Here is a 14,225-nt window from a genome sequence, read left to right on the forward strand (position 1 = left end):
AGCTCCAAAATAGAAAATTATATAGGGGTAGGGGAACATGAAGGAAAGTTTTAGATATAAAGATGAAAAGATAGAATATAAAATAATATATAGCAATAGGAAGACTATGGAGATAAGTATAGAACCTCCAGATAAAATAACAGTAAGAGCTCCTATAAGGTTACCTAAATATAAGATTGTAGAAAGACTCACAGAAAAGGGAGACTGGATATTAAAATATCTAAATAACTTCAAAACTATAGATTATAAACCTACAAATAGAGAGTTCATTAATGGTGAGAAGCTTTTATATCTTGGAATAGAATATGATCTTATAATATGTGAATATTATTTAAGTCAAAAGCCAGGGGTATATATAGAAGAAGGATGTATTGTAGTTAACTTTAAGGAAAACAATAAGGATGATATAAAAAAGGGTTTGGAACTTTGGTATAGAAAGGAAGCTTTAAATTATATCTTAGGCAGTATAAAGCAGTATGAAAATAGTCTTAATAAAATACCAAAGGACATAGTGGTTAAGGAACAAAAGAAGAGGTGGGGTAGCTGTACCTATGATAACAGATTACTATTTAACTGGAGATGTGTAATGGCAAGGCCTAAGGCTGTAGACTATGTTATCTTGCATGAAATGTGTCATATAGTTCATAAAGATCATTCTAAAAATTTTTGGAATCTTGTAGAGTCTATAATGCCAAGTTACAAAGAAGAGAAGCAGTGGCTTAAAATAAATGGACATAAATTAACGCTATAAAAAGATCTCCTTCATTTAAAATAAGTATCTATAAAGTAAAAAAAAATATCAAAAAAATCTCTATTAATTTTAAATGTGAATTTCATCAATAATTAAAGAAAAAAACAAACAATTGGTGGTGTAAACAGTTACATTTAGTCAAATAAGATTAAACTTAGTTGTATAATTATGAATTTACTAATAGAATATATAAATAATAAGTATAATTATTCAACTTTATATTTAAAGGATATGGTGTAATAACTGTGATATAGATTGTGCTACGGATAAAACTCCTGCATTTTATACGTGGTACTTTTTTTGTATTAAATTATAAGGTGAAAACACTGGAGGGAGATAAAAAATGAAAGATTTAAATAATAGAGAGTCATTTTCATCGGGTATGGCAATATTTTTTGCCACTTTAAGTTCGGCAGTAGGTCTAGGAAATATATGGAAATTCCCTTATTTAATAGGTAGTAATGGAGGGGGAGCATTTTTAATAGTTTATCTTTGCTGTATCCTTTTAGTTGGATTACCTATTATGATAAGTGAGTTTTACATTGGTAGGAAAACAAAAAAGAATATAGTGGGTGCTATAAAAACTATTAAGGGAGAATCAAATTGGCAACATATGGGGATAATAGGTGTAGTAACTGCCTACTTGATTTTATTCTTTTATAGTTCCGTAGGTGGATGGGTATATTCTTATGTATTTAAATCTATTAAAGGAGATTTTAAGAATATAAATGGTGATATTGCAAATATTGCATTTAAAAATACTATTATAGGACCTATAGAACCTATCTTATGGCAAGTACTTGTGGTTGTGGTAGTATCTACAATAATATATTTAGGTGTAGGTGAAGGAATAGAAAAGGTGACTAAAACTCTTATGCCTTTATTATTTGTGTTAATAATTATCTGTGATATAAGGGCGTTAATGCTTCCTAATGCCTCAGAAGGTTTAGAATTTTTGTTTAAACCTAATTTTTCATTGCTTACTAAAGATGCATTTTTAGTGGCATTGGGGCTTTCTTTTTTTAAATTATCTCTTGGGGTAGGTACTATGGTTACATATAGTAGTTATTTTAGAGAAGATAATAATATGATAGGTACTTCATTAAAGGTAGCTTTATCGGATACATTAGTTTCTATATTAGCTGGAATTGCTATTTTTCCAGCAGTATTTTCTTTTGGATTAAAACCAGAGGCAGGACCTGGGTTACTATTTCTAACAATACCTTTAGTTTTTTCAAAGATACCTTTTGGTCAGGTTATGTTAGTGGCATTTTTTGTATTAAGTTCTATAGCTGCAACAACGGCTATGATGTCTATGCTAGAAGTATTGATTGCATACTACACAGAAGAAAAGTCTATGAGTAGAAAAAAAGCTGTTATAATAAATGCTTTAATTATAATTGGTATAGGTGTTTTTGCTACATTATCTGCAGATAGTCAAGGGCTTTTGGGTGGAATAACTATATTCGGAAAAGGAATTTTTGATATTTTTGATTATTTATCATCTAACATACTTATGCCTATAGGTGGGTTTTTAATACTAATACTTGTAGGATACTACAGCAAAAAGCAGAGTATAATAGATGAACTTTCAAATAAAGGTGAGTTAAACAATATAAAACTAATAAAATTATATTACTTTGTTATAAGATACATATCTCCTATATTTTTGTTGTTAATATTCTTTTATTCAATAGGAATAATAAAATAGTTCTGATGTACTAAAGATTATATAGAGATAATAATTAAAAACTTTTTATTAAAGTAGAAGTTTAAACATATACGCAAAAAAAGTGTACAAAATTTGAAAGGCGGCTATATTTATGGAGGATGAATCAAAAAAGCTTAGGTGGTATAACCTTTCTTTAATGGGCTTTGTTATGATTTGGGGATTTGGTAATGTTGTAAATAATTTTGCAAACCAAGGTTTAAAAGTTGTTTTTTCATGGCTAATTATGATCTCAATTTATTTTGTACCCTATGTATTAATGGTAGGAGAACTTGGATCTACATTTAAAGATGGAAAAGCGGGAGTTTCATCTTGGATAAGGTCTACTATGGGACCTACTCTAGCATATTTTGCAGGGTGGACTTACTGGGTAGTTCATATACCATATTTGGCACAAAAGCCTCAGTCCATACTAATAGCTTTAAGCTGGGCAATATTTCAAGATGGAACTAGAATTAAATCAGTTAATCCTATGATTCTACAATCTATTACACTTATATTATTTTTTATATTTTTGTGGGTTGCATCAAGAGGAATTAACTCATTAAAAAAGATAGGTACTATAGCTGGTACGTCAATATTTGTAATGTCTATACTTTACATACTACTTGTAATAGCAGCTCCAGCACTTAGAGGTATGAAACCTGCTACTGAAAATTTAACATTTAAAACATTTATTCCAGAGTTTAATTTCGCATATTTTACAACTATATCTATGTTGGTATTTGCAGTGGGGGGATGTGAAAAGATATCTCCTTATGTAAACAATACTAAAAATCCATCAAAAGAGTTCCCTAAAGGCATGATAGTATTAGCAGCTATGGTTGGTGTATCAGCAATACTTGGTTCTTTAGCTATGGGAATGATGTTTGATGCTAATAATATTCCAAAAGATTTAAAAATGAATGGTCAATATTATGCATTTAAAATGCTTGGAGAATATTATGGACTTGGTAATATACTGCTTGTAATATATGCTTTAGCTAATATGGCAGCGCAAATATCATCATTAGTATTTTCTATTGATGCACCACTTAAGGTTTTACTTGCAGATTCTGACAAAAGATATGTCCCAGAAAAATTAGCTAAAATAAATGACATAGGGACACCAATTAATGGATATAAGCTAACGGCTGTATTGGTAAGTATACTAATAATACTACCAGCTATAGGAATAGGTGATATGAATACCTTATTTAATTGGTTATTAGACCTTAATTCAATAGTAATGCCACTTAGGTATCTATGGGTATTCCTTGCATATATGGCCTTAAAGAAATCCGTAGATGGTAAATTTCATTCAGGTTATAAGTTTATAAAGAGTAAAAATAAAGGATTTATAGTAGGGTTATGGTGCTTTGTATTTACAGTATTTGCATGTATAATGGGCATGTTCCCGAAAGGTGTTACACCATTTTCAAGGGAATGGAAATTCCAAATAACCTTAAATCTACTTACACCTTTTATACTAATAGGGCTTGGATTTATACTTCCTATAATTGCAAAAAGAAAGAGTGACAATTCACCTTTTGATGTACCAGAGGATAAAAAGATAGCTTAGGTATTAGAAGTAAGCAAAAACTAGCGTTTTTAAGATGTTTCATCTTTAAGGCGTTTTTTTATACTTAATCAAAGTAAAATAAATTAGTTATGAATGTAAAGGATATAAGGTTGCTAAGATAGAATATTTACATGTATGTTTAACTGATTTTCTGATATAATTAATAATATGATCATTTTAAAAGCAATTCTTACATACAATATGTAAGTTTTAATTGTTTTAAGGATTAAATCTATAAAAAAGAGAAAGTGAGATGGTGGTCGTGGATGATTACCCTAGCGGGTATAGGACAAAATTAAATATAAGCAATGTAATGTTAGGCCATTTTCTTACTAATAATATGAGTTATAATAAGTTCACTTAAAACAATGTATTAGTGTGTTTTGATTATAATTGAGCAATCATTATTTTTTATGTGGTATGAAAATAAGGTCGAACTTACTAAGGAGGTTTGGCTATGAAAAATTTATTATTTGGCTACTTAGATAAGGAAAGAATAGAAACATTAAGAGAAAAGTTCACTGAAATGAATGTGGTGGATATAGCTCAAATATTTGAGGAAATTCCAGAGGAGAAAAAACTCATAATATTTAGGATATTACCAAAGGATATTGCAGCAGAAGTATTTTCTTATATCAGCCAAAAAGAGCAACAATTTATAATTGAATCTATAACAGATAAGGAAGTTCAATCTTTAGTAGAAGACTTATACCTAGATGATACTGTGGATTTTGTTGAGGAACTACCAGCGAATGTTGTTAAAAAGGTACTAAGAAATACAGATGATGAAACAAGAAAGAGAATTAACTTCTTTTTGAATTATCCTGAGAATTCTGCTGGAAGCATAATGACTATAGAATATGTAGACCTTAAAAAGAATATGACAGTGAAAGAAGCTATATCTAGAATTAAAAAGATTGGAATTGATAGGGAAACTATCGATACTTGCTATGTCACATCAAAGGGAAGAAAACTTGAGGGTGTGGTATTGTTAAGACAAATTATATTAAGTGATGAAAATGAAATAATAGAAAACATAATGGATAAAGATGTGAAGTATGTAAATACTCACGATGACCAAGAGACGGTTGCCTTATTATTCAAAAAGTACGATCTTTTAGCTGTTCCAGTAACAGATAATGAAGATAGGTTAGTTGGTATAATTACAATAGATGATATTTTAGATATTATAGAAGAAGAGACAACAGAAGACTTCTATAAGATGGCTGCTATGGAGCCTTCAGAAGATGATTATTTGGATACAAGTATTTTTTCTTTAGCAAAGCATAGAATTGTTTGGCTATTAGTACTTATGATATCTGCTACTTTTACTGGAAGCATAATTAAAAAATATGAAGATGTACTTCAAGCAGTGGTTATTTTAACGGCATTTATTCCTATGCTTATGGATACTGGTGGAAATGCAGGGTCACAATCTTCAACTTTGGTAATAAGAGGTCTTGCACTTGGAGATATAAAGCTTAAGGATTGGCCTAAGGTATTATTCAAGGAATTTAGAGTAAGTCTTGTTGTAGGATCTACATTAGCGGTTGTAAACTTTTTAAGAATTTATTTCTTAGAAAAGGTGGATTTCTATGTGGCTGTAACTGTATGTTCAACTTTGTTTTTTACTGTAGTTATTGCAAAAGCTGTAGGAGGACTATTACCTATGATAGCAAAGAAACTTAAAGTGGATCCAGCTATAATGGCAAGTCCACTTATAACAACTATTGTAGATGCGTTGGTTTTAATGTTATACTTTGCTACAGCAACAATGCTTCTTGGAATTTAGAAAGATTAAGTGATTCTTAGACTCGGGTGGAGTTTGCTTATAAGGAATACATATCTCCATATGAGTCTTAGAAGAACTTATAAAGGCGCTTAGCAGCCGTAATACCCCACCTTGAAGAGTATGGGGTCGTTACGTAAGGGAACTATCGGATAAAATTTTGAAAGGTGGAATAATCATGTTATTTAATTATTTTATGCCTACAAAGATATATTTTGGAAGAGATGTAGTACTTAAAAATAAAGATATACTTAAAGATTTCGGAAAGAAAGCCTATATAATTACAGGTAAAAGATCATCAAAAATTAATGGATCTTTAGATCATGTAATAGAAGCTTTAGAATGTAATAACATAGAATATATAATATTTGATGAAGTAGAAGAGAATCCTTCGTTAGAAACTGTTGAAAAAGCTTCATTAATAGGTAAGAATGAAAAAGTAGATTTTATAATAGGTATTGGAGGGGGATCCCCACTAGATGCTGCTAAAGCTATTGGAATTTTTATAAATAACCCTAATATAAATAAGGATAATATAAATGAAACAAAAGATTTGAAAAGTTTACCTTTAATTGCTATTGCCACAACTTCAGGTACTGGATCTGAAGTTACGCAGTATGCAATAGTTACAGATCATAATAATCAAACAAAAAAGAATTTAGGTCAAAGTGTTTTTCCAAATGTAGCATTTTTAGACCCCTCATATACTATGGATATGTCATATGATCTAACAGTAAGCACTGCTATAGACGCATTTACACATTTAGCAGAAGGTTATTTAAATAATAATGCAAGTGAGCTTACAGATAATATGGCAGAATCAGGATTAAAACTTTTTGGAAAGTGCTTAAAAGATATATTAAAAAATAATATAGATTACTCTACGAGAGAAAATCTTATGCTAGCATCTACACTTGGAGGAATGATTATAGCTCAAACAGGGACTTCATTACCTCATGGTATGGGGTATCCATTAACATACTTTAAGAATATACCTCATGGAAAAGCAAATGCCTTATTATATGTAGAGTACTTAAATATTTTCAAAGATAAAAGTAGGGTAAATAAGATTTTAAGGTTTTTAAACTTAGTAGATGTACAAGAATTTAGTACAATGATATCTAAATTAATAGATACTACTGTAGATATAACTGAAAAAGAAGTAGAAGTATATGCAAGAATAATGTGTAGTAATGACGCTAAGCTAAAAAACCATCCAGAAAAGGTAGGCTATGATGAAATATATAATATATATATGAATAGTCTAATTAAGTGATTCGTAGACTCAAGTGGAGTTTACTTATAAGGAATACATCTCTCCATCTGAATCTTATAAGAACTTATGAAGGAGCGTAGCAGCCGTCATCTCCACCTTGAATAGGATAGGGGCGTTATGGATAGTAACCATAGGATAAAAGATGATAAGTAAAAGGATTTATTTTCTTAATACAATAATATAACACAGGGGAGCTAGATAATCACTGGCTGAGAGTAAGAATGACTATTCTTAGACCCAAAACCTGAACTGGATAATGCCAGCGTAGGAAGTGTACTATAGTAATATTGAAAGATATATAGCACAGGCCGTACTGGTCTGTGCTTTATTATATTTTAATAAAGGAAAGAGGGGGATATGAATGAAAACTAAAAATATGACGATTTCAGCTATTAGTTTAGGTCCGGTATATTCTGTTGGAATAGCTTTTTTGATATCATTACTTAGAAATATTTTAGGAGTAGGATCTTTATTGGCATTTCCAGGTAGTATGATAGGTGCATTACTTGCTGGATTATTATTTAAGTTTACTTCAAAAAGAAAAATGGCTATTTTAGGTGAAGTGTTTGGTACAGGCATACTAGGAGGAGCTATGGCTTTTCCTATAGCAAAGTTTATACTAGGTAAGGATGTGGCAGCTCTATTTTATGTAGTTCCATTTTTAATAAGTACCGTAGGTGGTAGTAGTATAGCTTATGCAATTCTAAAGCTTTTAGACTTAAGTAGAATAACGAAAAAAGTGTTATAAAAATGTAATATAAGAATTTATTTAATAATTAAATAGATGGGAAGTTACAAGTATATGTTAAAAGAAAAGGTGAAGAATGAAAAAATATTAAGAAAATTAATAATATATACTAGCAGAGTTAGATATATCCTTTACCTTATAACCATTTTGGTGTAATATTACATTAACAATCTAACTTTTTAAAATATATAAATAGAGGTGATATAAGTGAAGATATTTGAGCGTTACAAATTAAAAGATATAGAATTTAAAAATAGGATAGTATTACCACCTATGTGCATGTACAGTGCAGATGAGAACGGTATGGCTAAGATGTTTCATTTTGTGCACTACACAGAAAGAGCTATCGGAGGTGCTGGACTTATAATATTAGAAGCTACAGCAATTTCACCAAATGGAAGGATATCCGATAATGATCTTGGGATATGGGATGATAGTCATATTGATGGGCTTAAAACCATTGCAAACTCAGTAAAGGATAATGGAGCAAAGGTAGCTATACAGTTAGCTCATGCAGGGAGAAAGTGTGAGGCAAAAGCTGGATATATAGTGGCTCCTAGTGATATTTCATTTAGTGAAAGATATAGAGAACCTAAAGCTTTATCAAAAGATGAAATAAAAGATATAGTTAAAGGATTTAAAGATGCAGCTGCTAGATCAGAGAAAGCTGGATTTGATATGATAGAAATTCATGGTGCACATGGATATTTAATAAATGAATTTTTATCACCATTAACTAATGAAAGAGAAGATGAGTATGGTGGCAGTACTAAAAATAGAGTCAGGTTCTTAAATGAAATATTAGATGGAATAAATGAAGTATGGCCTTTAAGTAAACCTATAAGCCTTAGAGTTTCAGCATCTGATTATGCAGAAGGTGGAATAGACGTAAATGAAATGGTAAATATAATTAATCTTATAAAAAATAAGGTGGATATAATTCATGTAAGTTCAGGGGCAGTAGTAGATACACAAATAAAAACTTACCCTGGATACCAAGTGAAGTTTGCAGAATATATAAAAGACAACTGTCAAATACCAACTATTGCAGTTGGTCTTATAGAAAACAGTGATATGGTTGAAGAAATACTGGAAAATGAAAGAGCGGATATGGTAGCTTTGGGAAGAGAACTACTTAGAAATCCTTACTGGACTCTTCAAGTGGCTAAAAAGAGTGGTATAGAAATAGAGTTTCCAAAACAATATGAAAGATCCTTTAAGTAACATTTTTAATATTAATAAAGTAAAATAAACATTAAACCTGAGAATTTGAGAAGGTGCACTTGGAATACAAACCAAGGCACCTTCTTGTGTGTTTATAAGAAAATTTATATTTTACAAAGGAGTGAATTCAATGTATGATGTAACCATTATTGGAGCAGGAGTTGTAGGATCGGCTATAGCAAGGGAACTTTCAAAATATAATTTAAAAACTTGCCTTATTGAAAAAGAGGATGATGTTACAACGGGTGCATCTAAAGCAAATAGCGGAATAGTTCATGGAGGATATTCAGCAAAATACGGAACATTAAAGGGAGAACTTTGCGCTAAGGGAAATGCTATGTATAAGGAATTAGAGGAACAATTACATTTTGGGTATAAAAAAACAGGAGCCTTAATTATAGGGTTTAATGAAGAAGATGAGAAAAGAATTAAAGCTCTTTATGATAATGGAATTAAAATAGGCTGCGATGATCTGGAGATTATATACAATGATAAGATAAGAGAAATAGAACCACATATTAATGAAAAGGTTTATGTAGCTTTGTATGCAAAAAGCGTAGGGGTGACCTCTCCTTATGAATTCACCATAGCTCTTGCAGAAAATGCTATAAAAAATGGTGTAGAATTAAAACTTGAAACCTTAGTAAAGTCTATAGAGAAAAAAGAAGATAAATTTATAATAAAAACTAACAAAGAAGATATAGAAAGTAGATATATAATAAATGCTGCAGGGGTTTATAGCGACAAGGTTGCTAACATGGTAGGTATTTATGATTTTGAAATATTACCAAGACGAGGTCAATATATACTATTAGGTAAAGATCAGGGGAAACTTATAAATACGGTAATATTTCAAGTTCCTACAGAAAAAGGGAAAGGGATACTTGTAACTACTACTTATCATGGAAACTTAATGATAGGACCTAATGCAGAAGAGGTAGATGATAAGATGGATGTAGCTACAGATATAGAAACTTTAAACAAAGTTTTAGATACAGCTAGAATGTCTATTCCAGACTTTGATGTAAAAAAGGCTCTTACAACCTTTTCAGGTATAAGAGCTATAAGTAGCACTGGAGATTTTATAATAGAAGAAAGTAAGGTTAAAGGTTTTATAAATGTAGCAGGAATAGACTCACCAGGCCTTACATCTTCACCAGCTATTGCAAAGAAGGTAAGTGATATACTAAAGGAATCAGGGCTTGTTTTAAATGAAAATAAGAGCTTTGATGCTTATAGAAAACCTATTTTTAAATCAAAAGATATTGATAATGATTTAGGATTAAAGATAGATGACAAGAATCCAAATAAAAATATAATATGTAGGTGTGAGACCGTTACAGAGTCAGAAATTGTAGATGCTCTTCATAGGGGAATACCTATAAAATCTACAGATGCTATAAAGAGGAGAACAAGGGCAGGAATGGGAACTTGTCAAGGGAACTTTTGTAAAGGACGGGTTAAGGCGATAATTGCAAGAGAACTAGATTTGCCTGTGGAAAATATAACTGTTAGGGGAGATACATCAACAGATAGGTTACAAAGGGTAAATATAAACTTAGTAAGAAAACTAAAATAATCAAGTTAAAGATAAAAAGAGCTATATAAAGATTTGCTTTTATAGCTCTTTTTTGCATAATAGAACGTAAGATTGTTATATATTCAAATGTTACAGAATATGGCTCTTTTAATATGGAATTGATTAACATTAGAAAAGTCACTATTGTAAAATCAAGATTTTTATAAGATAATATAATTAGTTTTATAAAAGTACATCAAATATGATTTTAGGGAGAAAAATAATGCCAAAAAAGATTAAAATGTTTATTACATCACTTATACTAATAATATTTGCCCTTTCTTTATCTTACATATTATATTTAAGAAATTATAATATGAAATATAAGGATATTAACCTAAAAAACTTTAAAGCTATAGAATATATAAAGGTGGCAGATGAAGCAAGTATAGGAAAATTGCAAGTAAATTGGAAACAGGTAGCAGCAATTGAAGCTGTAATATATAAAAATGATTTTACTTTATCAAGTGATGTCACCAAACTTGAAGTGTCAAACAAGTTTTTAGAACAAAACAAAGGTAAATTCAAAGTTAAAGATAACAAATATAGGTTACTTAGTATGGATGAGGTTATGACAGAACTTGGTTTTAAGGATAAAGAAAAGGAAAGAGCTAATAAATACTTAAGGGATTTGGCTTATAAAGGAACCTTAAAAGAAGAACTTTCAAAGGATAGCATTCAAACAGAATTTATTGATAGTATTAAAGAAGAGGCTATGAATGGATATGTTAAATATGGGATATTCCCATCAGTAACAATTGCTCAAGCTATATTAGAATCAGGTTGGGGAGCCTCAGAACTTACTGTAAAGGCTAATAATCTTTTTGGTATTAAGGCAGATTCAAGCTGGAAAGGCGAAAAGGTTTCAATGAAGACTACGGAATATAATAATGAAATCATAACAGATAACTTTAGAGTATATGGTAACAAAAATGATTCCATAAATGACCATAGGGAGTTTTTGTATAAAAATCCAAGATATAAAGTCTCGGGCGTTTTTAATTGCACGCATTATATAGAACAAGTACAAGCTATAGAAAAAGGTGGTTACAGTACTGCTCAGAATCACAAGGGTGAAAAAATATATTCAGAACTTTTAACAACTGTGATAAGAGATTATAATTTACAATTAGTAGATTATGAAGTAGAGATGGATTATTTAACAGGGAAGATAAAGTAATTTATTAAACTTACTATTAAGTATTAAATTTGTGTTAACTACCATTTTAATTAGTGAAACTAAGAGTATCATGATATAATTATATCGTGATACTCTTTATTTGGAGGTATAGTAATGGAATTTAAATTAAATTCAAACAATTTTATAGTAGATAGAATAGAAAGTAAATTGGTTGTATTAGAGAACTATAATGGAAATATGCTAAATGTACCATTAAAGTTGTTTAGAGGACATATTGATGAAGGGGATATTATAACATTAAAAGGAGAAACCTATTTTAAAGACCCTGAGCTTACTAAAAAAAGAAAAAGTGATATTAATAATTTAATGAAAGGCATGTGGAAAGATGAATAATGATTTCACAGAAGGATATGAAGAAATTGAAAGTCCAAAAGTTGATGAAAATAAATCTATGAAGTTTTTTACGGAATGGATATTGCCTATATTATTAGCATTAATAATAGCAGGACTTATAAATAAGTTTTTAGTATTTAAAGTACTTATACCATCTGAATCTATGCTTCCTACTCTTAAAGTGGGTGATCAGCTATTTGTCACTAAGATATATAATACAGAAAAGATCGAAAGAGGAGATATAGTAGTATTTTATTCTAAGGAGCTTGGAGATCTTTTAATCAAAAGAGTAATTGGATTGCCAGGAGATGAGATAAATATAGATGATACAGGAAGCGTTGTAGTTAATGGGAGTAAAATTGAGGAGACCTATGTTAAACATCCAGATGGACATAGTGGTAACTTTAATGTTCCAAATGACAAATTCCTTTTTCTAGGGGATAACAGGGCTAATTCAAAAGATAGTAGACTTTGGAAAGATCCTTATATAGATAAATCGGAGATAAAGGGAAAGGCACAAGTTAGGGTATATCCTTTTGATCGAGTTGGAATGGTTAGATAAATATAACTATTGATTTAAACTAATTTAAGGGGGAGTTATTATTATGATATCTAAAAAGATAGATGAATTTAAAGAGGAACTTATAGAATCTACAAGAGAGATTTTGATGATAAAAAGTGTTGAGGGAGAGCCAACTAAAAATGCTCCACTAGGGAAAGGTGTATCAGAGGCTTTAGACAAGGCGCTAGATATATGTGACAAATTAGGATTTAAAACTGTAAATATGGATGGTTATGTAGGCTATGCAGAGTACGGTGAAGGTCAAGACTATATAGGTATCTTGGGACATTTAGATGTAGTTCCAGAGGGAGATGGATGGATATATCCACCTTATGCAGCAGAAATTCATGATGGCAAAATATATGCAAGAGGAGCTCTAGATGACAAAGGTCCAATAATGGCAGCGTTGTATGGTTTAAAGGCAGTTAAAGAGAGTAACTTGCCATTATCTAAAAAGGTACGTATTATATTTGGAACTAATGAAGAAACAGGATCTAAGGATATGGATCATTATATGAAGTATGAAAAGCCCCCTATAGCTGGGTTTACACCAGATGCAGAATATCCTATTATTTATGCAGAAAAAGGTGCTACAATATTTGATATTGTAAAAAAGATAGATATATTAGGAACTGAAAATGTTAAGGTAAACTATATAAAGGGTGGAAATAGAGCTAATATGGTGCCGGATTACTGTGAAGCATCTATATCAGGTCTTTCTTATGATAGTTTAACATCTCATATAGAAAAGTTTAATCAAAAAGAAGGTCATAGGGTATTATTAGAACAAGAAGATAAAGATATAATAATTAAGACTTATGGAGTTTCAGCCCATGGAAGCACGCCAGAGCGTGGTGAAAATGCAATAATGCTTATGATTGATGTCTTAAGCGATCTTGATATTTCTAATAACTCTTTAAAGAAATTCATAAACTTTGTTAATAAATACATAGGATATGATGTTTATGGAAGAAAATTTGGAGTATACTTAGAAGACCAAGCTTCAGGAAAACTATCCTTCAATGTAGGTGTTGTAAATTATATTAAAGGAAAGATCACTATGACTTTAAATTTAAGATATCCTGTAACCTTTAAAGTAGAAGATATGATGGAACCCTTTAAGAAGACCTTAATTGGAAGTGATATTGAGATTGAAAATTTTGAAGAGGATAAGCCACTATATTTCCCACCAGAACATGAACTAATTAAGACATTACAAAGGGTTTATAAAGAACAAACAGGTGATGAACCAAAATTATTAGCTATAGGTGGCGGAACTTATGCAAAGGAAATACCGAATATAGTTGCATTTGGACCAATATTTCCAGGAAAGCCTGATTTGGATCATCAACCTAATGAATATATAGAAATTGATGATTTGATACTAAATGCAAAGATATATGGTAATGCCATATATGAATTAGCAAAATAGACATTAGAAAGGATGTGTAATAACTTTATTTTGAAATCCA

The 14,225-nt window shown here is 30.4% G+C and carries 12 protein-coding genes and 1 riboswitch; all 12 genes read left to right on the forward strand.

Going from position 1 to position 14,225, the window contains the following annotated elements:
- The first annotated feature begins 37 nt into the window (after positions 1–37).
- The 12 genes from DY168_RS03175 to pepV all read left to right on the forward strand — a co-directional run bounded on the left by DY168_RS03175 (position 38) and on the right by pepV (position 14,185).
- Positions 38–751, forward strand: coding sequence for a M48 family metallopeptidase (locus DY168_RS03175; RefSeq protein ID WP_115640447.1), 714 nt, complete (start codon positions 38–40; stop codon positions 749–751).
- A gap of 343 nt (positions 752–1,094) precedes the next feature.
- Positions 1,095–2,462, forward strand: coding sequence for a sodium-dependent transporter (locus DY168_RS03180; protein ID WP_115640448.1), 1,368 nt, complete (start codon positions 1,095–1,097; stop codon positions 2,460–2,462).
- Between the two features lie 112 nt (positions 2,463–2,574).
- Entirely contained in the window at positions 2,575–4,041 is a 1,467-nt protein-coding gene (locus tag DY168_RS03185; protein ID WP_115640449.1) for an amino acid permease, read from the forward strand.
- 457 nt (positions 4,042–4,498) lie between these two features.
- Entirely contained in the window at positions 4,499–5,833 is a 1,335-nt protein-coding gene (gene mgtE / locus DY168_RS03190; RefSeq protein WP_115640450.1) for a magnesium transporter, read from the forward strand.
- A 175-nt stretch (positions 5,834–6,008) separates the two neighbouring features.
- Positions 6,009–7,106 carry an iron-containing alcohol dehydrogenase family protein gene (locus DY168_RS03195; protein ID WP_115640451.1) on the forward strand — a complete coding sequence of 366 codons (1,098 nt, stop codon included), beginning with the start codon at positions 6,009–6,011 and terminating at the stop codon, positions 7,104–7,106.
- A gap of 177 nt (positions 7,107–7,283) precedes the next feature.
- Positions 7,284–7,394, forward strand: a riboswitch (TPP riboswitch).
- A gap of 73 nt (positions 7,395–7,467) precedes the next feature.
- Complete coding sequence (gene thiW / locus DY168_RS03200; RefSeq protein ID WP_115640452.1) at positions 7,468–7,854, forward strand: energy coupling factor transporter S component ThiW; 387 nt, start codon at positions 7,468–7,470, stop codon at positions 7,852–7,854.
- A 207-nt stretch (positions 7,855–8,061) separates the two neighbouring features.
- Positions 8,062–9,078: an NADPH dehydrogenase NamA gene (gene namA, locus DY168_RS03205; RefSeq protein WP_115640453.1), complete on the forward strand. Its 1,017-nt coding sequence runs from the start codon at positions 8,062–8,064 to the stop codon at positions 9,076–9,078.
- Positions 9,079–9,208: 130 nt separating this feature from the next.
- Positions 9,209–10,657: an NAD(P)/FAD-dependent oxidoreductase gene (locus DY168_RS03210; RefSeq protein WP_115640454.1), complete on the forward strand. Its 1,449-nt coding sequence runs from the start codon at positions 9,209–9,211 to the stop codon at positions 10,655–10,657.
- 223 nt (positions 10,658–10,880) lie between these two features.
- Positions 10,881–11,837: a glycoside hydrolase family 73 protein gene (locus DY168_RS03215; protein WP_115640455.1), complete on the forward strand. Its 957-nt coding sequence runs from the start codon at positions 10,881–10,883 to the stop codon at positions 11,835–11,837.
- 114 nt (positions 11,838–11,951) lie between these two features.
- On the forward strand, positions 11,952–12,191 hold the full coding sequence (locus DY168_RS03220) for a DUF3006 domain-containing protein (RefSeq protein ID WP_115640456.1): 240 nt from the start codon (positions 11,952–11,954) through the stop codon (positions 12,189–12,191).
- Positions 12,184–12,753: a signal peptidase I gene (lepB, locus tag DY168_RS03225; protein ID WP_423237223.1), complete on the forward strand. Its 570-nt coding sequence runs from the start codon at positions 12,184–12,186 to the stop codon at positions 12,751–12,753. Before DY168_RS03220 ends, lepB begins: the two co-directional genes overlap by 8 nt.
- 40 nt (positions 12,754–12,793) lie before the next feature.
- Positions 12,794–14,185, forward strand: a complete 1,392-nt coding sequence (pepV, locus tag DY168_RS03230; protein WP_115640457.1) for a dipeptidase PepV — start codon at positions 12,794–12,796, stop codon at positions 14,183–14,185.
- The last annotated feature ends 40 nt before the right edge of the window (positions 14,186–14,225 follow it).

Source organism: Clostridium putrefaciens, assembly GCF_900461105.1.
Classification (GTDB): domain Bacteria; phylum Bacillota; class Clostridia; order Clostridiales; family Clostridiaceae; genus Clostridium_L; species Clostridium_L putrefaciens.

What these genes read in the sequence shown, in the direction of transcription:
- DY168_RS03175 (WP_115640447.1), top strand. Translation starts at nt 38, where the DNA reads ATGAAGGAAAGTTTTAGATATAAAGATGAAAAGATAGAATATAAAATA.
- DY168_RS03180 (WP_115640448.1), top strand. Translation starts at nt 1,095, where the DNA reads ATGAAAGATTTAAATAATAGAGAGTCATTTTCATCGGGTATGGCAATA.
- DY168_RS03185 (WP_115640449.1), top strand. Translation starts at nt 2,575, where the DNA reads ATGGAGGATGAATCAAAAAAGCTTAGGTGGTATAACCTTTCTTTAATG.
- mgtE (WP_115640450.1), top strand. Translation starts at nt 4,499, where the DNA reads ATGAAAAATTTATTATTTGGCTACTTAGATAAGGAAAGAATAGAAACA.
- DY168_RS03195 (WP_115640451.1), top strand. Translation starts at nt 6,009, where the DNA reads ATGTTATTTAATTATTTTATGCCTACAAAGATATATTTTGGAAGAGAT.
- thiW (WP_115640452.1), top strand. Translation starts at nt 7,468, where the DNA reads ATGAAAACTAAAAATATGACGATTTCAGCTATTAGTTTAGGTCCGGTA.
- DY168_RS03210 (WP_115640454.1), top strand. Translation starts at nt 9,209, where the DNA reads ATGTATGATGTAACCATTATTGGAGCAGGAGTTGTAGGATCGGCTATA.
- DY168_RS03215 (WP_115640455.1), top strand. Translation starts at nt 10,881, where the DNA reads ATGCCAAAAAAGATTAAAATGTTTATTACATCACTTATACTAATAATA.
- DY168_RS03220 (WP_115640456.1), top strand. Translation starts at nt 11,952, where the DNA reads ATGGAATTTAAATTAAATTCAAACAATTTTATAGTAGATAGAATAGAA.
- lepB (WP_423237223.1), top strand. Translation starts at nt 12,184, where the DNA reads ATGAATAATGATTTCACAGAAGGATATGAAGAAATTGAAAGTCCAAAA.